The organism is Epibacterium sp. HA2-3 (assembly GCF_055693725.2).
Map to the genome: position 1 here is coordinate 1,403,965 of NZ_CM172490.1, position 18,561 is coordinate 1,422,525.

An 18,561-nucleotide genomic window follows, 5' to 3' on the forward strand; every position below is an offset into this window, starting at 1 on the left:
GTCTTTGGTCTCCTGAGTTATTTCTGCTCTCGCGGAACGCGCGAAAGCGACAGTCTGAAGGTCGTGTTGCCGGGCTCTGAGCGCACGGAAATCCAACCGTTATGGTCGCCGATGATCTTGCTGACCAAGGCCAGGCCAAGACCTGTTCCGTTCTCCTTGCCAGAGACAAAAGGCTCAAAGATATCGTCACGGATCTTCTCCGGCAGCCCTGGCCCATCGTCGCTGATCTCGATCTGCAAGGGCAGCAGCTTGCCCTGTCCGTCGCTGCGACGCAGGCGGAAGGAGTGTTCATAAAAGGTGCGTACCGTAATGGTGCCACCCGCGCTGCCTGCGGCCTCGGAGGCGTTCTTGAGAAGGTTCAAAACCACCTGCAACAGCTGATCCGGGTCGCCCCAGGCCAGCGGCAGCGAGGGGTCGTATTTCTCGACAATCTTCATATGTGCGCCGAAGCCCAGCAGCGCGGAGCGGCGCGCGCGGTCCAGAACATCATGCAGATTGACCGGTTTGAAGTCCGGCTCGGAGAGATTTCCAAACTGCTCCACCTGCTCCAGCAGCTTCACGATCCGGCGGCTCTCACTCACGATTAGATCCGTAAGTTCAAGGTCATCCGTGGAGAGGTTCATGCTCAGAAGCTGCGCGGCACCGGTGATCCCCGCCAAAGGGTTCTTGATTTCATGCGCCAGCATCTCTGCCATGCCGATCGCCGATTGCGCGGCCGATTTGGCGGAGTGGGTCTGCGTCATCCGCCCCGCAAGCTCTCGCGGCGAGAGCATCAGCAGCATATGACCAGGATGCCCGTGGAGCGGCGCAATCTGCACAGCACATTGCAACGGTGCGCGTTCGCGGGCGCCGACATCGACATCATTCACAAATAGGGGCGTGCCCTGCTCTCGAGCCTTGTCAAAGGCCAGTTCGATCGAGGACTCAATCGCGACCTTCTGCCAGATTTTCTTACCAATCAGGGACTTGCGCGAGGAGTTGATAAAGCCCTCAGCAGCTGAGTTCACATCTTCAATGCAATTATGCTCATCGACCAGAAACGCGGGTACCGGCAGCGAAGCCCAGATGTCGCAGTCGTTGCTGTGAGGATTCGAGGCATCATTCATGCGGCAGTCTCCTGCTCAGTTCCCTGAAGCGCACTCGGGAGCAATCGCAACACATCAGAGGGGGATTTGGCCGTCAGAACCTCGCGCCGCAGGGCCGCAGGTGTCCCGGCCTCATCCATATACCAGCCTAGGTGCTTGCGCGCGACGCGGAGGCCCAACTCCGCCCCATAAAAGGCAAGCATCGCCTCGTAGTGCTTTGAAACCAGATCAATAAATGCGCGCCCTTCGGGAACGTCCGGAGCAGCCGTGCCCCAGAGATCATGCGCGATCTGAGCCAGAAGCCAGGGTCTTCCCTGCACACCGCGCCCGATCATGACGCCATCCGCTCCGGAGTCTGAGAGCGCCTTGCCCGCGCTTTTTGCATCGACAATATCGCCATTGGCCAGCAAGGGAACAGAGATCGCATTCTTGATCTCCGAGATCGCAGCCCAGTCAGCATGACCTTTGTAAAACTGGCACCGGGTACGACCATGGATAGTGACCATCTGGACACCCGCGGCTTCGGCGCGGCGCGCCACATCAGCGGCATTGAGACAGTTATCGTCCCACCCCAACCGGGTCTTGAGCGTGACAGGCACATCCACCGCCTGAACGACTGCCTCAATCAACGACAGCGCGTGATCGGGGGTCTTCAGGAGCGCAGAGCCCGAATAGCCGTTGGTCACTTTCTTTGCCGGACATCCCATGTTGATGTCGATCATCCGCGCCCCACGATCTGCCACCTGACGCGCGGCCTCTGCCATCCAATACGCGTCGCGCCCGGCGATCTGAACCGAGGTATTCTCCACATCGGCGCTCAGTTCCGCCTTCTCGCGCACGCCGGGCTTGGCTTGAACCATCTCCTGACTGGCGACCATCTCGCTCACCACTAGGCCCGCCCCGAAAGAGCGCACCAGATCCCGAAACGGGCGGTCAGTGATCCCGGCCATGGGCGCCAGAGCGACGGGGGGATCGAGATGTGTGGGTCCAACTGAAAAGGACAACTGCTTAATCCTTATGCATACGAGTGTTTTTTAGCTTGAATCGGAGCTATGCTCCATTCCAACACGCCATTCCAGCCCTGCTCATGACACTGTATGCCTATTTTTTAATCACACCTGCTCGAAACATTGCTACTTTATCCGCCGCAGCTTAAACACGCCGGCAAGTTGCTCATGCACAGGACGAACACCGCGCCATGACCCTCGCCGTATTGATCGTTGCCGCCGGCAAAGGCACCCGCGCAGGCGGTGGTCTCGCCAAGCAATGGCGCCCACTGGCCGGGCGACGGGTCATCGACTGGACGATCGAGGCCTTTCAACGTGCGGGGTGCGGCACCATCATGGTTGTGCGCGATCCCGACAATGAGCACGCGATCGAGGCGCTTGCGCCCTACCCTGAATTATTGCTCGCAGATGGCGGTCCCTCGCGGTCTGAATCCGTGCGTAACGGTTTGATTGCGCTCCAAGAGATCGGTGTCGAACGCGTTCTTATTCATGACGCGGCGCGTCCATGTGTGTGTCCTCAGGTGATCCAACAGGTGCTCGACGCACTTGATGACACGCCTGCTGCCGCGCCAGGACTTGCGGTGACAGATGCGCTTTGGACCGGGGCCGATGGCCATGTCACAGGCACGCAGGACCGAAGCGCGCTCTTTGCGGCGCAAACGCCGCAAGGCTTTCATTTTGACGCGATCCTTGCGGCGCATATGCGCCACGACGGCACCGCAGCGGATGATGTCGAGGTTGCCCGTCAAGCGGGGCTCGCGGTCCGTATCACGCCGGGTGACGTCAATAATATCAAGATCACCCGGCCCGAAGATTTCTCCCGCGCCGAGCACATATTGAGGAGCACCATGGACAACATTCCTGACATCAGGCTTGGAAATGGCTATGACGTTCACCGGTTCGGACCCGGGGATCATGTCATGCTCTGTGGGGTTCAAGTGCCGCATGAGCGCGGTCTGCAAGGCCATTCCGATGCGGATGTGGGCATGCACGCGGTCACCGACGCACTCTACGGGGCGATGGCAGAGGGCGACATCGGCCACCACTTCCCGCCAAGCGACCCTCAGTGGAAAGGCGCGGCGTCGGACATCTTCCTGCGCCATGCGGTCGAATTGGCACGCTCCAAAGGGTTCACCATCAATAACGTGGATTGCACCCTCGTCTGTGAATACCCCAAAGTCGGCCCCCACGCAGAGGCGATGCGCGCCCGGATGGCAGAGATCATGGGCATGGATATGGGACGCCTCTCGATCAAGGCGACAACTTCAGAGCGGCTTGGGTTCACCGGTCGCAAAGAAGGCATCGCGGCACTGGCGACAGCAACATTGGTGCGGGCATGACACTTCCACAACTTCTCGGAACCTGTTGCGGAATAGGGTATTTTCGCCCTGCGCCCGGAACCTGGGGGTCACTGGCCGCGCTGCCGTTGACCTATGTGTTGCATGTCACGGGTGGCTTTCCTCTGCTCGCCGTTTTTACCGTGGCCTCTGTTCTTGTGGGCCTGTGGGCGGCCAAGGAAATGACCCGCGGCCAGGAAGATCTGGACCCTTCGGAATTCGTGCTGGATGAGCTCGCGGGGCAGATGCTTGCGCTCTGGGCCATATCTCTGCCGGCCTGGTTGCATGGACTGGAGATCACCGCGCTCTGGCCCGGTTGGGTCGCAGGATTTTTGCTGTTTCGGCTCTTTGATATCTGGAAGCCCGGGCCGGTGGGCTGGGCGGACCGCAAGAAAGGTCCCTTTGGCGTTGTCATGGACGATGTCATAGCCGGTGGTATGGCCGCGGTAGGGGTCGCGATGCTTGCAGGCCTCTCCCATGGGGTGCTTGGGCTATGAATATCAAAGACTTACTTCGCGCAGCTCAATCAAAGAATGCCACCATCGCCACAGCCGAAAGCTGCACCGGAGGCATGGTTGCGGCGGCGCTCACGGATATTCCCGGCTCCTCTGCGGTGGTGGATCGTGGGTTTGTGACCTATTCCAACGCCGCGAAGATGCAGATGCTCGGCGTCCGTCCCGAGACACTTCGGGAGTTTGGAGCCGTGAGCGAAGAAACCGCGCGCGAGATGGCAGATGGGGCGCTGAAGGAAGCCGGAACGCAACTGGCCATCTCTGTCACCGGCATCGCAGGTCCTGGTGGCTCGGAGCATAAGCCCGAAGGGCGCGTCTGCTTCGGTCTGGCACAAATCGGGGCCGAGACCAGAACGGAACTGGTGGAGTTTGGCGCGCTAGGCCGGGACAAGGTGCGCCTCGCCAGCCGCGATCATGCGCTGGCGATGTTGATGCAGGCGCTTAGCCACAGCGGCGCCTGACGGCGCAAACCGCCTTGTTAGAGCCTGATGTGGTCAGCCATAAAGCTCGGCCGCGCGCCGCTCAAATGCGCGCACGATCCGCTGCATCGCCTCGTTGAAGACGACCCCGATGATCCCCTGTAGCACGGCGTTCTTGAACTCAAAGTCGACAAAGAAACTGACATCGCAGCCCCCATCCGCGCGGTCCTGAAACGCCCAGTTTGACTTCATGTAGCGAAACGGCCCGTCGAGATATTCGGTGTCGATCTTGTGCTCATTGGGATGCAAGACCACACGGCTGCCAAAGCGTTCTCGGAACACCTTGAAGGAAATCACCAGATCCGCCTCCATCACCTCGGATGCGCCCTGCGGTGTGCGGCTGCGGATGCGCGCTGCAGCGCACCACGGCAGGAATTTCGGGTATGATCCCACATCGGCCACCAGATCATACATCTGCTGGGCGCTATAGGGCATCGGTCGGGTTTCCGAATGTGTTGGCATCTCAGCTCAATTCGTCTTCTGTACAGGTGGCGCGTGGTGTCCTATGAACGCGTGCGAAATTCAAGGGGGCAAGCATGTCAGAGCGACCATATGTCATTGATGTAATGATCTCGGCCAAGGCCATCGCTGCACGAATCGAAGAGCTATGCGGCGACATCACGGCTGAGTTTGGCGATACCGACAAGCTCGTGGTCGTGGGCCTGTTGCGCGGAAGTTTTGTCTTTATCGCGGATCTGGTGCGTGAGCTGGATCTCCCGATCGAGGTCGACTTCCTTGAGGCGTCCTCTTATGGCGACGGCATGGAAAGCAGCCGAGAAGTGCGTATACTCAAAGACTTGCGTGGCGCTATTGAAGGGCGCGACGTGCTGGTGGTCGAGGATATCGTCGACACGGGCCATACACTGAACCATGTGATCTCGCTCCTGAAGAGCCGCAAGCCTGCGCGTCTCAAATCCATTGCGCTTCTGGACAAACCCTCGCGCCGCGAAGTCGACTTTCGCGCGGACTGGATCGGCTTTGAGATCCCGGATGAATTTGTCGTGGGCTACGGAATCGACTTTGCCCAACGCAACCGCAACCTGCCTCACATTGGCAAAGTGCGCTTCACCGAAGTGTGACCCCAGACCAGCAAAGCCTTGCCGGTTTGCCTTGATGCAACCGGCGGCATCTGGCGCATGAGATTTGGCTCTGAACGGCATGTACGACATATACTGACGCAACCTACCGTTCAAAGGAGCGTCGCATGTCATATTCAAAGCTCATCCCCAGCCTTGCGATTGCAGGGCTGACCCTCGCACCGCTCGCCGCGCTGGCCGGTCCACCCAAATGGGCACCAGGTCATAAAAACAGCGCCGCGCATTACGCGCCGGGACAAGTCAAGAAGCTTCACGCGCACGACCAGTATCTGAGCGGGGCTTGGGACTATGTCACTGACTATCAGCGCTGGGGACTGCAGCCCCCGGCTCCCGGCCATCACTATGTGCGCAAGGATGGCGAAATCCTTGAGGTGGTCAAAGACACGCTCGCCATCGTGGGCGCGGTCGCCGTTGTCGATGCCCTGATCGACTGATCACACGACCGCATTCTGGCAGAGCGCTGAGCCTACCCCAACAGCTGACGGATCGCGCGAATAAAAATCCCGGACCCGATTGGGATGAGAGCATCCGGAAAATCATAATCGGGATTGTGCAATTGGGGATGGCTCTCTCCTACCCCCAACCAGAACATCGCGGTCCGGGCAGATTTCCCAAACTGGCCGAAGTCTTCGGAAAACGCCTGCGGGCTCTCGGTCAGGGTGATTGGAACCGCGCCTGCGTGGCATGCGGCTTCGATCACCTGAACCGCATCAGGAGCGTTTGTACAGGCGTCAAAAACATCGTGATAGGTGATCATGTGACCAAGCCCAAGATCCGCGGCGGCGCTCTCGACCATGACGTGCACAGCTTCGATGAGCTCTTGCATCTTGCGATCCGTTGCGGTCCGAAGAGTTACCCAAACCTCACCCACCCCCGGTGCGACCCCAAAAGTGGGCTCGCCCAAAGTGGCGTGTGTTAGGGTGGTTAGGGCGTAGTCTTCATCCAACGCGCCGCCCGTCGCCAGCGCTGCAAGCTTCTGCATCAGCTGCGCAATCGCCAGCGCAGGAGAGCGCCCATCCTGTGGCGCAGCGGCATGGGAGGTCCGCCCCGTCAACCGGATCCGCGCGCCGCGCGAGGCGCAATTTGCTGGTCCTACCGGCAAGGAGACATGCCCAAGCTCCAGCCCCGGCAGGTTGTGCAGCGACAGAACCATGTCGGGTCGGATCTCAGCGAACTTAGTATCTTCGCGAAAGGCTTTCGCCCCCTGACCGGTCTCTTCTGCTGGTTGAAAGATCAACACAACACGCCCTGAGGCTGGCCGCTGACGCGCCATTTCCTCGGCCACGGCCAGAACCATGACCATATGTCCGTCATGCCCACAAAGATGAGCTTTGCCAGAGGTTTGAGAGATGTAACTGAGACTGCTTTCTTCCTGGATCGGCAGCGCGTCCAGCTCACAGCGGATCGCAACAGTTGCACCGGGCGCGGCGCCGTCAAAAACGGCAGCGATCCCATGGCCGCCAATGTCTGTTAGGATCTGATCAGGGTTGAGGCGCTGCAACTCGGACAGGATGCGGGCAGCCGTTTCCTGTTCAGCGCCAGAGAGTTCCGGCGCTGAATGAAGTGCATGGCGCAGTGCGATCAACCGATCCAGTTCGTCAGGCGTCATGCAAGCCCAAGCTTGGCATTCCGCGCCGCGCGCAGTTTGGCGAAATCATCGCCCGCGTGATAGGACGACCGGGTCAGCGGTGTTGCCGACACCATCAGGAAGCCTTTGCCATAGGCTGCTTTTTCATATGACTCAAACTCTTCCGGCGTTACGAACCGATCCACCGCATGGTGCTTGGGCGTCGGCTGCAGATATTGGCCGATGGTCAGGAAATCCACATCCGCCGCGCGCATGTCATCCATCACCTGTTTCACCTGAGGAGCCTGCTCTCCCAGCCCCACCATGATGCCCGATTTGGTAAAGATGCTCGGATCGAGCTCTTTGACGCGCTGCAACAACCGCAGCGAGTGGAAATAACGCGCACCTGGCCGCACCTCAGGATAAAGCCCGGGAACGGTTTCGAGGTTGTGGTTGAACACGTCTGGCTTGGCCTCGACAACCGTTTCCAGCACCTCAGGGGCACATTTCAGAAAGTCCGGGGTGAGGATCTCGATCGTGGTCTGCGGCGAGCGATGACGCACCGCGCGGATCGTTTGCGCAAAGTGATCGGCACCGCCATCCTCTAGATCGTCGCGGTCCACGGATGTGATCACAACATGGTTGAGGCCGAGTTTTTGCACCGCATGCGCCACGCGCCCAGGCTCAAACGCATCCAGAGTGTCGGGGCGACCGGTTGCAATATTGCAGAAGGTGCAGCCACGAGTACAGATTTCACCCATGATCATCATGGTTGCGTGGCCCTGGCTCCAGCATTCGCCCACATTGGGGCAGCCCGCCTCTTCGCACACGGTTACGAGGTTGTTTTCCCTCATAATTTTATGCGTCTCGGCATAGCCCTTGCCACCTGGCGCCTTGACGCGAATCCAGCTTGGCTTTTTGGGCTGAGCATTGTCGGGACGGTGCGCCTTTTCCGGGTGGCGCTGTTCCGGGATTTTCAGATCTCTCACAGGGTCTTCCTTGTGACTGCGACAGGTATTTGGGGGCAACATAACAGTCCCTGCCCTGCTCCACCAGTGCCGCTTCGCAATAACGATGTGTCGCTCTTGGTTCTGCAACGGACTTGGAACTCAGGCGCGCGGACAACTGCCCGAAACTTTTACCACCCAAGGCAGAATGAAACCCGCATTTGAAACAGCAATCATCCGATCATTTGGGTTTGCGGCGGCAAAGATTCATAATGGTGATGCAATTGCTGAAGCGCAATTCTGAGAACGATCTTGCCCGACCTTGCGGACCAGCCGAGTTCGCGTTCCGCCACCTCGAGCCCCTCGAGATGACAGCAGCAGCGCAGGGCAATATCGCTCAAGCCCGGTCCTAGCGCACAAAGCGCGGTTGAGGCGCGCTGGAAGGCGTCGCGACTGAGGGCGTTTGTCGGACCCGGCGCATGCTCTGCCGCGCGCGGATTGTCGTCAAAAACCCGGCGCTCCGTGGCGACATGCTGACCAATCTGCGCGAGTTCGAAATCTTCTCTTAATCGCTCACCTGCGCGTACCATCTCTTTGCTCAGAAACGAATTTCCATCACGGTCTACCAACCGCGCAAGGGTTTGCAACGGCGTGTCCTGCTGGCCATACCGCGCTCGTTTTGCGTGAATTGCGTCAGACTGTGAAAGCTTCGCAATCTGTCCTGCAAGGCCCGATTGCGTTGTCGTTTCCATGCGCGAACGGTGACACGCCTCGGCCTTTGCTGACAGCTGGGCAAGTGCGCTACGACCGTCCTTGCTGAGCCGATAGCGATAGACGCGGCCAGAGGAAAAACAGCTGACCCAATCGCGCAGCGCAAGGATTTCGGCAAGGCTACGCTCTATGACGGTTTTGTGCACCTCGGACCCGACCTCGCGCAGGATCACCGCCTTGGGCATATCCCGCCCAACCGCAAGTACCGCACCACCATATGAGAGAAGCGTTAAACTTCGCACTGCATCTTCTTCTTTGTAATGGGAAATTTCCCCAGATGGATCTGAATCCGCATCACAGAGTTCAGACAAGCGCTGCAATGCGCCGTCCATCAATGGATCTTCGCGCAGTTGCTCGACACGGTGGATCTGGCGCATAACGGTCGACGGGTGACACGCCGCGCTGCGCGCCAGTTCGCGGATCGAAATCTGAGAGACCGTGTGCGCGAGATAACGAGAGATTTCAACAGGTACCCAATCCGGCAGACACGGCCGGGTTACTCCATTCATAGCTGACCCCTAGCTTTGCCCAGGCCCACGCCACCGATCACCGGCCGGATGACACGCATCATGACCTTGATCTCTCCCCATTCCTGAACGTTAAAACTTCGGCAATTTCAAAATATTGCCACAAATTGTCAAAACTATTGGAAATGGACCGTTCGCTCACATGCTGATTTGTGCAACACCCGTTTAGGTTGTTTACTATTGCCCCTGTTGTTCACTCAGGCTCGGGGAATTGTCATGCAGGATCTTAGAACACGGCTTACCAAGCTTCATCGCCCACGTCTGCTGGCGCGGACCGCGCGTATTGGGGCGGATGACTATATCCGTCAGCGCGATCTTAAACGCCTTCTGCCGTCGACGCCATCGCAGGGCACCGGCGCAATCCTGATGCAGCTTTTGGACCTCGAAGCCACGCAGGAGCGCGGGCGCCTAGGGCAGAATCCCGGCTATTCCTTTGCCCGTCATGTCGCAGTCCTCACGGCGTTGAGCGCCGAAAGCCGTCTCTATCTGGCGTCGCGCTCGCAGCCCTCACGCGCAACAAAAAACGGCGCCCCGCAGGACGCCGTTTGAACTCAATACCACGAATCGCTTACATAAAGGCGTCGGGCATCGAGGCTTTCTTTTCTGCGATGTAAGCCATCAGCGCCTCACGGATCGCGGGATCCAGTTCGGGCTGTTTGTAGGTGGCGAGCAGATGTTCCACACGCGCCGAGGCAAGTTTGTAGGTGTCGCGCGCGCCTTCTTCTTCCCACTGCTCAAAAGGCTTGTAATCCAGGAGGTTGGACTTCCAGAACGCCGTTTTGAAGTTCGCTTGCGTGTGGGCGCAGCCAAGGTAGTGACCGCCCGGGCCAACCTCACGGATCGCATCAAGGCCCTGCCCGTTTTCATCCATCTGGATGCCTTTGGCCAGTCCATGCAGCACGCCGAGCTGATCGGCGTCCATCACGAATTTCTCAAAATCGGCAACAAGACCGCCTTCGAGCCAGCCGCAAGAATGCAGCATGAAGTTCACGCCGGACAAGAGCCCCATGTTGAGCGAGTTCGCCGTCTCATAGGCCGCCTGCGCATCGGGGAGTTTGGAGCCGCAGAACGACCCCGCCGAGCGGAAGGGCAGATTGAGGCGCCGCGCCAGCTGCCCGGCGCCATAGGTCACCATCGAGGCTTCGGGCGTGCCAAAGGTCGGCGCACCGGAGTTCATGTCGATCGACGACACAAAGGCACCGAAGATCACCGGCGCACCAGGACGGATCAGCTGGCTATAGGCCACACCGGCCAGAACTTCTGCCAGGACCTGTGTCAATGTGCCCGCGATGGTGACCGGTGCCATTGCTCCGCCCACGATGAAGGGCGAGATGATGCAGGCCTGGTTGTTCTTGGCATAAACCTCAAGCGCGCCCATCATCACATCGTCAAACGTCATTGGCGAGTTGATGTTGATCAGCGAGGTGGTGACAGTATTTTCCTGCACGAAATCCTTGCCGAACAGGATGCCGCACATATCAACGGTGTCCTGCGCACGGCTCGGTTCCGTAACCGACCCCATGAAGGGTTTATCCGAGAGCTCGATATGCGCCATCAACATGTCGAGGTGGCGTTTGTTCACCGGAACATCGGTGGGCTCGCAGACGGTCCCGCCAGAGTGATGCAGCCATTTCGACATATAGCCGAGCTTTACGAACTTCTGGAAATCCTCCAGCGTTGCGTAGCGCCGGCCACCATTGGCATCGCGCACAAACGGCGGGCCGTAGATCGGCGCGAGCACGAGGTTCTTGCCGCCGATCTCAACGGATTTCTCGGGGTTGCGCGCGTGCTGGGTAAACTGGCTCGGCGCGGTTTCGCAGAGTTTGCGCGCCAGACCACGCGGGATCCGGACCCGCTCGCCCTGAACATCGGCGCCCGCGTCGCGCCAGCGTTCAAGCGCGGCCGGGTTATCCACGAAATTGACGCCAACCTCCTCGAGGATGGTCTCGGCGTTTGTCTCGATGACCTCGAGCGCCTCTTCTGTCAGCACCTCGTAGTTCGGGATATTGCGCTCGATATACTTCGCTGTCTCGATCTTGACGCTGGTGCGTTCGGCACGACGGGCGGCGCCACCGCCACCCCGGCTTCGACGACGCGGTGCTGCATCCGTCATTGTTCTTCCTCACGACAGTATGAATTCTGTGCATTCTGATTATCGGAGCAAGACTGGGCCGCGCCGAAGGATAACGGCTATTCTCGCATAAATGCGACATTCCAGAGTAGAATTTCCGGACTCGGAGAGAGAATTTGCCCCGCCACAGCTCATCTGACCTCTTGCCAGACGTCCCGCCAGACCCTAAGAGCCAAGCATGACCGAGACAGCCCATGACCGCCTTTTAATTATAGACTTCGGCAGCCAGGTAACGCAGCTGATTGCGCGCCGCCTGCGCGAGTTGAACGTCTATTGTGAAATCCACCCCTATCAGAATGTCACCATGGACTTCGTGCGCGAGTTCGCGCCCAAGGCGGTGATCTTCTCTGGTGGTCCCGACAGCGTGACGCGCGAAGGCTCTCCCCGCGCGCCGCAAGAGATTTTTGACTACGGCGTGCCGATCCTTGGCATCTGTTATGGCCAGCAAGTGATGATGCATCAGCTTGGCGGCACTGTTCAATCCGGCCATGGAACCGCCGAATTTGGCCGCGCCTATGTGACACCCACCGAAGAGCGCATCGACATGCTCAGCGGCTGGTTCCTGGATCAGACGGAACAGGTCTGGATGAGCCACGGCGACCATGTCTCTGAAATCGCACCCGGTTTCAAGGTCTACGGCACCTCGCCCAACGCGCCATTTGCGATCACGGCGGATCTGGAGCGCAACTTCTACGCTGTTCAGTTCCACCCCGAGGTTCATCACACTCCCAACGGCAAGACGCTCTATGAAAACTTCGTGCGTCTGGCCGGGTTCAGCGGTGACTGGACCATGGGCGCCTATCGCGAGCAGATGGTCGAAACCATCCGCGAGCAGGTCGGCGACAAGAAGGTCATCTGTGCCCTTTCGGGTGGCGTCGACAGTTCCGTTGCGGCGGCTCTGATCCACGAGGCGATCGGCGATCAGCTGACCTGTGTGTTTGTGGACCATGGTCTTCTGCGCAAGAACGAGGCGGAAGAAGTCGTCGGCATGTTCCGCGACCACATGAACCTGCAGGTCATCCACGCGGATGAGACCGAGCTCTTCCTCGGCGAGCTCGAAGGTCAGTCCGACCCCGAAACCAAGCGCAAGATTATCGGCAAGCTGTTCATCGACGTGTTCCAGAAATACGCCGATCAGATCGAAGGTGCGGAGTTCCTGGCCCAAGGTACGCTCTACCCGGATGTCATCGAGTCGGTCTCGTTCTCTGGTGGCCCTTCGGTGACGATCAAGTCGCACCACAACGTCGGTGGTCTGCCCGAAAAAATGGGCCTGAAACTGGTGGAGCCGCTGCGCGAGCTCTTCAAGGACGAAGTGCGCGCGCTCGGGCGTGAACTTGGCCTGCCCGACAGCTTTATTGGGCGTCACCCCTTCCCCGGACCGGGTCTGGCGATCCGCTGCCCCGGCGAGATCACCCGCGACAAGCTCGATATCCTGCGCGAAGCGGATGCGATCTACATCGACCAGATCCGCAAGCACGGTCTCTATGACGAGATCTGGCAGGCCTTTGTGGCGATCCTACCGGTGCGCACCGTGGGCGTGATGGGCGACGGTCGCACCTATGACTACGCCTGTGCCCTGCGCGCGGTCACCTCGGTCGATGGGATGACGGCGGATTACTACCCGTTCAGCCATGAGTTCCTTGGTGAGACCGCAACGCGGATCATCAATGAAGTCAAAGGCATCAACCGTTGCACCTATGACATCACCTCAAAGCCTCCGGGCACGATCGAGTGGGAATGATCTCAGGCCCAAGTCTGATACGAGCCCCGGTGCTGCGCACCGGGGCTTTTCATTTCTGCCCCCCACGGGCTCCGCCTCAAAAGACCGAGGAGCGCGAAGCGCCAGGATGTCATCCCCCGGGGGTTGACCTCCCGCGCTTTTTGTCGCCTCTCTGCACCAAACAAACCGGTGCACCATGACCCAAACCGCAACAGACTCCGCCGCTGCCCAGCAAAACGCGCTTCTGCGCGCTGCGATCTGGATGATCGGGGCGATTCTGTCGTTTTCTGCCATGGCTATCGCGGGTCGCGAGGCGGGGCTCACGCTCGATACCTTTGAAATCATGATGTATCGCAGCCTTGTCGGGGTGCTCGTCGTTGCCGGCGCGATCACGCTGATGCGGCGCTGGCACTTGGTCAGCTCCGAGCGGCTCACGCAGCACGGCCTGCGCAACATGGCGCATTTCACCGGACAGAACCTGTGGTTTTACGCGGTGTCCGTGATCCCTCTGGCGCAAGTCTTTGCGCTGGAATTCACCTCTCCGATCTGGGTGATCCTGCTGGCGCCGCTGTTTCTGGGCGAAAAGCTGACCCGGATGCGTGCGCTGGCTGTCGCGCTTGGCTTTGTGGGCATCCTCATCGTGGCCCGACCAAGCCCGCAGACATTCAACATTGGTCTTGCCTGTGCGGCGGGATCGGCGGTGTTCTTTGCGCTGACCAACATCGCGACCAAACGCCTGACCCGCAGCGAGAGCATCTGGTCGATCATGTTTTGGCTCACCGCTATGCAGCTGGTGCTTGGGATTGTCTTTGCGGGCTGGGACATGGATATCGCCCTGCCCGATGCCCAGAGCCTGCCGTATCTTCTGGTGATCGGCTGCGCCGGTCTCAGCGCCCATTTCTGCATTACCAACGCGCTTTCGCTGGCGCCTGCGGCATTGGTGGTGCCGATTGATTTTGCCCGATTGCCCTTCATTGCCCTTCTGGCCTGGCTCATCTACGGCGAGTCGGTAGAGATCTGGCTCTTTGTGGGTGCGGCACTTATTCTCATCGGGAATTTCATAAATATTGTATCCTCTCGGCAACAGTAGGCCGTGTGACGCACAGTCGCGCCACAAGCTGCCGCCCCGTCAACATTGCGAGATTTGTGACGTTTCTTTTACGATTTTCCCCAGTAAGCGCTGCGCAACATCGTTTCGCGACGCGCCTGAGGGAGGATCTTTATGAAACATTATATCGCGGCATCCGTTGCTTCGACGCTTCTGGCGACCACGGCGATGGCGAGCGGCTTGGACCGCACCGGACAGCCGATCGGACTGATTTTCGAGGAAGGCACCTATGCGGAGTTTTCCTTTGCCACCACATCGGTTGACCTGAGCGGCAACGATCGCACAAGCCTCAACCCGGCCGGTTCCGCAAGCGGCGACGTTGGCGAGCGTTTCAACATGCTCAGCGGCGGCTTCAAGACCGACATCAACGATGAGCTGTCTCTGGCCATCATCTACGACCAGCCCTGGGGCGTGGACGTGGACTATCCGACCACCAACGGATCCGCACTGCTCGGCGGCACCATGGCGCAAGCGGATTCCAATGCCATCACCGCTCTGCTGCGCTATAAGCTCAATGATCGCTTCAGCGTGCACGGCGGTCTTCGCTATCAGGAGATCGACGGCGAGATCACCCTGGCAGGCGCAGCCTATAACGCCACGGTTCCCCTCTCCGGCTACAACGTGAAAGTGGACCGCGAAGGCGGCTTTGGCTGGGTTGCCGGTGTTGCCTACGAGATCCCAGACATCGCGCTGCGGTTTGCCCTGACCTACCAGTCCGAAATCGAGCATGATTTCAATCTCACCGAAACAACGCCTGCAGGCGTTCCGGTGATCGGCGGCACGACGCTGAATACTACCACCACCACCAAGACTCCTCAGTCTGTGAACCTCGACTTCCAGTCCGGCGTTGCCAAGGACACCATCGTCTTTGGTGGCATCCGCTGGGCCGAGCACAGTGTCACCGATCTTGTGGTGCTTAGTGCGCTTGGTGGCCGTGATCTGATCGATCTGGATGACTCCATAACCTACACCATCGGTGTGGGACGCCGCTTCAATCAGAACTGGTCCGCATCGCTCGCGTATATCTATGAGGACGCGGATGGCGACAACCTCGTGTCTCCGCTGGCGCCGACCCACGGGATGGAAGCGATCCGCCTTGGTGTGCAGTACCAGACCGAGAAAATGAAAATCGGCGCGGGCGTGCGCTACACCAAGCTTGGGGATGCGGTTGCATCGCCGGGTGGCACGCCGGTTGCGAATTTCAACGACAACGATGCGCTGAGCTTTGCCGTCAAGGTTGGCTTTTACTTCTAAACGCCGCATCAAAGGACACGGAACTGCCCCGCCCTCACTGGCGGGGCTTTTTTGTGGGTGACGCCGCGCCGCTTGGCGTCTGGCGTCGCGCCTGTGATTGACCTGTCGCTTCTGCCTGTCTAGCAAGGCAGCGTAGACCGCGAATAAGGCAGCAGTTTCATGCTATATACCTCCGCTCAGGCGTGGCGCGACGCGCCCTCAAAACGGGTTCTTTTCTTCGGCATGTCCGGGCTTGGAAAAACCTATATCAGCAACATCCTGCGCCGCTCCGGTCAGTGGTTTCATTACTCTGCCGATTACCGCATCGGGACGCGCTATATGGGCGAATATATCGCGGACAATGCCAAGGCGGAGGCGATGAAAGTCCCGTTTCTGCGTGATCTTCTGCTGTCGGATTCGATTGATATTTCCTCCAATATCACCTTTGAAAACCTGAGCGCCGTAACCGCCTATCTCGGGGTGCCGGGTGACGCCCAAAAGGGCGGCCTGCCCATCGAGGAGTACCGCACCCGCCAGGACCAGTTCCGCCGCGCCGAAATCGACGCGCTGCTGGATACGCGCTATTTCATCGACCGTTCCGACCGCATTTACGGCTATCCGCATTTCATCTGCGATTCCGGGGGCTCGATCTGCGAGTGGGTCGATGCAAATGACCCCAATGATCCGCTCTTGAGCGAACTCAGCGCGCATACGCTTCTGGTCTGGATCAAAGGCACCGAGGATCACACGCAAGAGCTCATTCGTCGGTTTGATCGCGCCCCAAAGCCAATGGCCTATCAGCCCGCCTTCCTCACCCGTGTTTGGGAGGAATATCTGAATGAAAACAACATCACAGACGCAGATGTTGATCCTCATGCCTTCTTGCGCTGGACCTATGCGCAGGCGCTTGCGCACCGCCAGCCCCGCTATGAGGCGATGGCCGCGCATTGGGGCGTGACGGTCACGGCAGATCAGGTGGCACAGGTCCAGAACACAAGCGATTTCGAGGAGTTGATTGCATCCGCTCTTGAGACACGGGCGGAACAGACTTAATTAACGGCACCCTGCTACTTTTAGCGCACCCACAAAGGACACGACATGCCTATCAAGATCCCCGCTGACCTGCCCGCCTACTCCGTCCTGTCGGACGAGGGCGTCATGGTCATGTCGCCGGATCAAGCGGCGCGTCAGGACATACGACCGATCAAGATTGGCCTGCTCAACTTGATGCCGAAGAAAATTCAGACGGAAAACCAGTTTGCCCGTCTGATTGGGGCGACGCCGCTGCAGATCGAGTTCTCCTTGATCCGCATGACCGAGCATCAGACCAAGAACACCGCCGCCGCCCACATGGAAGAGTTTTATCGCCCCTTTCAGGAGGTGCGCGACGAGAAATTCGATGGTCTGATCATCACCGGTGCTCCGATTGAGCATCTGCCGTTCGAGGACGTCACCTACTGGCAGGAGCTCTGCGAGGTCTTTGAGTGGACGCAGACCAATGTGCATTCCACCTTTGGTGTTTGCTGGGGCGGCATGGCGATGATCAATTACTTTCACGGCGTGCGCAAACATATGCTGGATCACAAGGCCTTTGGCTGTTTCCGGCATCAGAACCTGCAGCCAACCTCGCCCTATCTGCGCGGGTTTTCGGATGATTTTGTGATCCCCGTGTCGCGCTGGACCGAAATGAGCCAGAGCGAGATCGACGCCGCACCGGGTCTGACCACGCTCTTGGGCAGCGCCGATGTCGGCCCCTGCCTCGTTGAGGACAAGGCGCACCGTGCGCTCTATATCTTCAACCACTTTGAATATGACAGCGACACGCTGAAACAAGAATATGACCGAGATGTCGCCAGCGGCACCGAGATCAATGTGCCGATCAACTACTACCCGGACGACGATCCAAGCCAGCGCCCGCTCAACCGATGGCGCAGCCACGCGCATCTGCTCTATGGCAACTGGGTGTCTGAAATCTATCAGACGACCCCTTATGATGTGGAGCGCATCGGTCTCGACACGACGGACCTTCGGGCCTGATCTTTGCGGATGAGTGCCATCCTTGCTCTTGGCGTGACGCTTGGCCTTGCTGGGGTTGCGGGCTTTACCGCCCTGCGCGCCCCGCTGCGCGAGGCCGAGAGTATCGCCAATCATCCGCCTCAAGGGCAGTTCCTGAACGTGGACGGCCATCAGATCCATGTGGTCGAGCGCGGCCAGCCGCAAGGCAGCGCCCCTGATCTGGTGCTGATTCATGGGTCCAACGGCAGCATCCGGGACATGACGTTCCGACTGTCGCCCGCGCTCGAAGAGGCCTATCGCATCTTGATCTTTGATCGACCGGGGCTTGGCTATTCCGATGCGGTCTCCGCTGATGGGACCAGCATCCAAACCCAGGCGGCCATTCTGCAAAAAGCCAGCGCGCGCCTCGGCGCACAGCGCCCGATCGTGCTGGGCCAGAGCTACGGCGGCGCCGTGGCGCTCGCCTGGGCGACTGAGTTTCCGCAGCATACCGCAGCCGTTGTCAGCGTTTCTGGTGTCTCGCACCCTTGGGACGCGGAGCTGCCGACCTTTTACAAACTGACCTCGTCGCGCTTTGGCAGCGCGGTTATCGTCCCGCTGCTCACCGCCTTTGTGCCCAAGAGCTATGTACGCGACTCGCTCAAGGACGTCTTTGCTCCGCAAGCGGTGCCCGACGGGTTTGCAGATCATTTTGGGCTCGCCATGAGCCTGCGCCGCAGTTCCTTGCGGGCCAATGCCAAGCAGCGCGCCAATCTTCTGACCGAGGTCGAGGCGATGGCGCCAAAGTATCCTGACCTCAGCATGCCCATCGAAGTGGTGCACGGCACCGCCGACACCACCGTTGGCATATCAATTCATGCCGAGCGCCTTGTTGCGGACAGCCGGACCGCGCGTCTCACGCCGTTGCCGGATGTTGGACATATGCCGCATCAGACCCACACGCAGGAGGTGGTGGCAGCGGTCCATCGAGCGGCAACGCGGGCAAACTTGCGTTAATCGCTTTAACATTGAACAGTGACAGGGC

Annotated in this window: 19 protein-coding genes; 12 read left to right on the forward strand and 7 right to left on the reverse strand. The window is 59.3% G+C overall.

Translation table 11 applies throughout. The annotated features are described in order from the left end of the window. Window positions 1-17: 17 nt before the first annotated feature. The gene (locus tag ACZ1HH_RS06480) at window positions 18-1,106 is read right to left on the reverse strand and encodes a two-component system sensor histidine kinase NtrB (protein WP_011538700.1); all 1,089 of its coding nucleotides are present in this window, start codon (window positions 1,104-1,106) and stop codon (window positions 18-20) included. Beyond that, entirely contained in the window at window positions 1,103-2,089 is a 987-nt protein-coding gene (gene dusB / locus ACZ1HH_RS06485) for a tRNA dihydrouridine synthase DusB (RefSeq protein ID WP_011538701.1), read from the reverse strand. Before dusB ends, ACZ1HH_RS06480 begins: the two co-directional genes overlap by 4 nt. A 194-nt stretch (window positions 2,090-2,283) precedes the next feature. On the opposite strand from dusB, the gene ACZ1HH_RS06490 reads away from it, so the two are divergent. From ACZ1HH_RS06490 to ACZ1HH_RS06500, 3 genes are read left to right on the forward strand one after another with little or no spacing between them, the layout of a single operon-like run. Next, window positions 2,284-3,432: a bifunctional 2-C-methyl-D-erythritol 4-phosphate cytidylyltransferase/2-C-methyl-D-erythritol 2,4-cyclodiphosphate synthase gene (locus tag ACZ1HH_RS06490; protein ID WP_472636185.1), complete on the forward strand. Its 1,149-nt coding sequence runs from the start codon at window positions 2,284-2,286 to the stop codon at window positions 3,430-3,432. Continuing rightward, complete coding sequence (locus ACZ1HH_RS06495) at window positions 3,429-3,926, forward strand: phosphatidylglycerophosphatase A family protein (protein ID WP_011538703.1); 498 nt, start codon at window positions 3,429-3,431, stop codon at window positions 3,924-3,926. The genes ACZ1HH_RS06490 and ACZ1HH_RS06495 overlap by 4 nt, the downstream gene beginning before the upstream one ends. Next, on the forward strand, window positions 3,923-4,402 hold the full coding sequence (locus ACZ1HH_RS06500) for a CinA family protein (protein ID WP_472636186.1): 480 nt from the start codon (window positions 3,923-3,925) through the stop codon (window positions 4,400-4,402). Before ACZ1HH_RS06495 ends, ACZ1HH_RS06500 begins: the two co-directional genes overlap by 4 nt. Before the next feature lie 33 nt (window positions 4,403-4,435). Here ACZ1HH_RS06500 and ACZ1HH_RS06505 read toward each other — a convergent pair whose 3' ends face one another. Continuing rightward, window positions 4,436-4,882 (reverse strand): type II toxin-antitoxin system RatA family toxin, encoded by a 447-nt coding sequence (locus tag ACZ1HH_RS06505; protein WP_011538705.1) that lies wholly within the window; start codon window positions 4,880-4,882, stop codon window positions 4,436-4,438. A gap of 74 nt (window positions 4,883-4,956) precedes the next feature. Here ACZ1HH_RS06505 and hpt point away from each other — a divergent pair, with 74 nt between their 5' ends. After that, window positions 4,957-5,499, forward strand: coding sequence for a hypoxanthine phosphoribosyltransferase (gene hpt, locus ACZ1HH_RS06510; protein ID WP_011538706.1), 543 nt, complete (start codon window positions 4,957-4,959; stop codon window positions 5,497-5,499). A 125-nt stretch (window positions 5,500-5,624) separates the two neighbouring features. Beyond that, entirely contained in the window at window positions 5,625-5,951 is a 327-nt protein-coding gene (locus ACZ1HH_RS06515; protein ID WP_011538707.1) for a hypothetical protein, read from the forward strand. 32 nt (window positions 5,952-5,983) lie between these two features. Here ACZ1HH_RS06515 and ACZ1HH_RS06520 read toward each other — a convergent pair whose 3' ends face one another. The 3 genes from ACZ1HH_RS06520 to ACZ1HH_RS06530 all read right to left on the reverse strand — a co-directional run bounded on the left by ACZ1HH_RS06520 (window position 5,984) and on the right by ACZ1HH_RS06530 (window position 9,311). After that, window positions 5,984-7,126 carry an amidohydrolase gene (locus ACZ1HH_RS06520; RefSeq protein ID WP_472636187.1) on the reverse strand — a complete coding sequence of 381 codons (1,143 nt, stop codon included), beginning with the start codon at window positions 7,124-7,126 and terminating at the stop codon, window positions 5,984-5,986. Continuing rightward, the gene (lipA, locus tag ACZ1HH_RS06525; RefSeq protein WP_044027117.1) at window positions 7,123-8,073 is read right to left on the reverse strand and encodes a lipoyl synthase; all 951 of its coding nucleotides are present in this window, start codon (window positions 8,071-8,073) and stop codon (window positions 7,123-7,125) included. The genes ACZ1HH_RS06520 and lipA overlap by 4 nt, the downstream gene beginning before the upstream one ends. A gap of 191 nt (window positions 8,074-8,264) precedes the next feature. Next, window positions 8,265-9,311 carry a DUF6456 domain-containing protein gene (locus tag ACZ1HH_RS06530; RefSeq protein ID WP_472636188.1) on the reverse strand — a complete coding sequence of 349 codons (1,047 nt, stop codon included), beginning with the start codon at window positions 9,309-9,311 and terminating at the stop codon, window positions 8,265-8,267. A 234-nt stretch (window positions 9,312-9,545) separates the two neighbouring features. Here ACZ1HH_RS06530 and ACZ1HH_RS06535 point away from each other — a divergent pair, with 234 nt between their 5' ends. Further along, a complete protein-coding gene (locus ACZ1HH_RS06535) occupies window positions 9,546-9,878 on the forward strand; it encodes a DUF6477 family protein (RefSeq protein WP_472636189.1) in 333 nt (110 codons plus the stop codon). A 19-nt stretch (window positions 9,879-9,897) separates the two neighbouring features. On the opposite strand, the gene ACZ1HH_RS06540 is transcribed toward ACZ1HH_RS06535, so the two are convergent. Next, a complete protein-coding gene (locus ACZ1HH_RS06540; RefSeq protein ID WP_011538712.1) occupies window positions 9,898-11,442 on the reverse strand; it encodes a trimethylamine methyltransferase family protein in 1,545 nt (514 codons plus the stop codon). 196 nt (window positions 11,443-11,638) lie between these two features. Here ACZ1HH_RS06540 and guaA point away from each other — a divergent pair, with 196 nt between their 5' ends. The 6 genes from guaA to ACZ1HH_RS06570 all read left to right on the forward strand — a co-directional run bounded on the left by guaA (window position 11,639) and on the right by ACZ1HH_RS06570 (window position 18,533). Next, complete coding sequence (gene guaA, locus ACZ1HH_RS06545) at window positions 11,639-13,201, forward strand: glutamine-hydrolyzing GMP synthase (RefSeq protein ID WP_011538713.1); 1,563 nt, start codon at window positions 11,639-11,641, stop codon at window positions 13,199-13,201. Between the two features lie 175 nt (window positions 13,202-13,376). Further along, window positions 13,377-14,270: a DMT family transporter gene (locus ACZ1HH_RS06550; protein WP_011538714.1), complete on the forward strand. Its 894-nt coding sequence runs from the start codon at window positions 13,377-13,379 to the stop codon at window positions 14,268-14,270. Window positions 14,271-14,402: 132 nt separating this feature from the next. Next, window positions 14,403-15,542, forward strand: a complete 1,140-nt coding sequence (locus ACZ1HH_RS06555; RefSeq protein WP_011538715.1) for an OmpP1/FadL family transporter — start codon at window positions 14,403-14,405, stop codon at window positions 15,540-15,542. A 159-nt stretch (window positions 15,543-15,701) separates the two neighbouring features. Then, a complete protein-coding gene (locus ACZ1HH_RS06560) occupies window positions 15,702-16,574 on the forward strand; it encodes an ATPase (protein WP_472636190.1) in 873 nt (290 codons plus the stop codon). Between the two features lie 45 nt (window positions 16,575-16,619). After that, window positions 16,620-17,558, forward strand: a complete 939-nt coding sequence (gene metA / locus ACZ1HH_RS06565) for a homoserine O-acetyltransferase MetA (RefSeq protein ID WP_011538717.1) — start codon at window positions 16,620-16,622, stop codon at window positions 17,556-17,558. 9 nt (window positions 17,559-17,567) lie between these two features. Then, window positions 17,568-18,533 (forward strand): alpha/beta fold hydrolase, encoded by a 966-nt coding sequence (locus tag ACZ1HH_RS06570; protein ID WP_472636191.1) that lies wholly within the window; start codon window positions 17,568-17,570, stop codon window positions 18,531-18,533. The last annotated feature ends 28 nt before the right edge of the window (window positions 18,534-18,561 follow it).

Excerpts from the sequence above, each read along its gene's own strand:
- ACZ1HH_RS06480 (WP_011538700.1), bottom strand. The coding sequence starts at position 1,106 with ATGAATGATGCCTCGAATCCTCACAGCAACGACTGCGACATCTGGGCT.
- ACZ1HH_RS06495 (WP_011538703.1), top strand. The coding sequence starts at position 3,429 with ATGACACTTCCACAACTTCTCGGAACCTGTTGCGGAATAGGGTATTTT.
- ACZ1HH_RS06505 (WP_011538705.1), bottom strand. The coding sequence starts at position 4,882 with ATGCCAACACATTCGGAAACCCGACCGATGCCCTATAGCGCCCAGCAG.
- ACZ1HH_RS06570 (WP_472636191.1), top strand. The coding sequence starts at position 17,568 with ATGAGTGCCATCCTTGCTCTTGGCGTGACGCTTGGCCTTGCTGGGGTT.
- ACZ1HH_RS06555 (WP_011538715.1), top strand. The coding sequence starts at position 14,403 with ATGAAACATTATATCGCGGCATCCGTTGCTTCGACGCTTCTGGCGACC.
- ACZ1HH_RS06535 (WP_472636189.1), top strand. The coding sequence starts at position 9,546 with ATGCAGGATCTTAGAACACGGCTTACCAAGCTTCATCGCCCACGTCTG.
- ACZ1HH_RS06500 (WP_472636186.1), top strand. The coding sequence starts at position 3,923 with ATGAATATCAAAGACTTACTTCGCGCAGCTCAATCAAAGAATGCCACC.
- ACZ1HH_RS06560 (WP_472636190.1), top strand. The coding sequence starts at position 15,702 with ATGCTATATACCTCCGCTCAGGCGTGGCGCGACGCGCCCTCAAAACGG.
- ACZ1HH_RS06530 (WP_472636188.1), bottom strand. The coding sequence starts at position 9,311 with ATGAATGGAGTAACCCGGCCGTGTCTGCCGGATTGGGTACCTGTTGAA.
- guaA (WP_011538713.1), top strand. The coding sequence starts at position 11,639 with ATGACCGAGACAGCCCATGACCGCCTTTTAATTATAGACTTCGGCAGC.
- ACZ1HH_RS06520 (WP_472636187.1), bottom strand. The coding sequence starts at position 7,126 with ATGACGCCTGACGAACTGGATCGGTTGATCGCACTGCGCCATGCACTT.
- hpt (WP_011538706.1), top strand. The coding sequence starts at position 4,957 with ATGTCAGAGCGACCATATGTCATTGATGTAATGATCTCGGCCAAGGCC.
- metA (WP_011538717.1), top strand. The coding sequence starts at position 16,620 with ATGCCTATCAAGATCCCCGCTGACCTGCCCGCCTACTCCGTCCTGTCG.
- ACZ1HH_RS06490 (WP_472636185.1), top strand. The coding sequence starts at position 2,284 with ATGACCCTCGCCGTATTGATCGTTGCCGCCGGCAAAGGCACCCGCGCA.
- ACZ1HH_RS06550 (WP_011538714.1), top strand. The coding sequence starts at position 13,377 with ATGACCCAAACCGCAACAGACTCCGCCGCTGCCCAGCAAAACGCGCTT.
- ACZ1HH_RS06515 (WP_011538707.1), top strand. The coding sequence starts at position 5,625 with ATGTCATATTCAAAGCTCATCCCCAGCCTTGCGATTGCAGGGCTGACC.
- ACZ1HH_RS06540 (WP_011538712.1), bottom strand. The coding sequence starts at position 11,442 with ATGACGGATGCAGCACCGCGTCGTCGAAGCCGGGGTGGCGGTGGCGCC.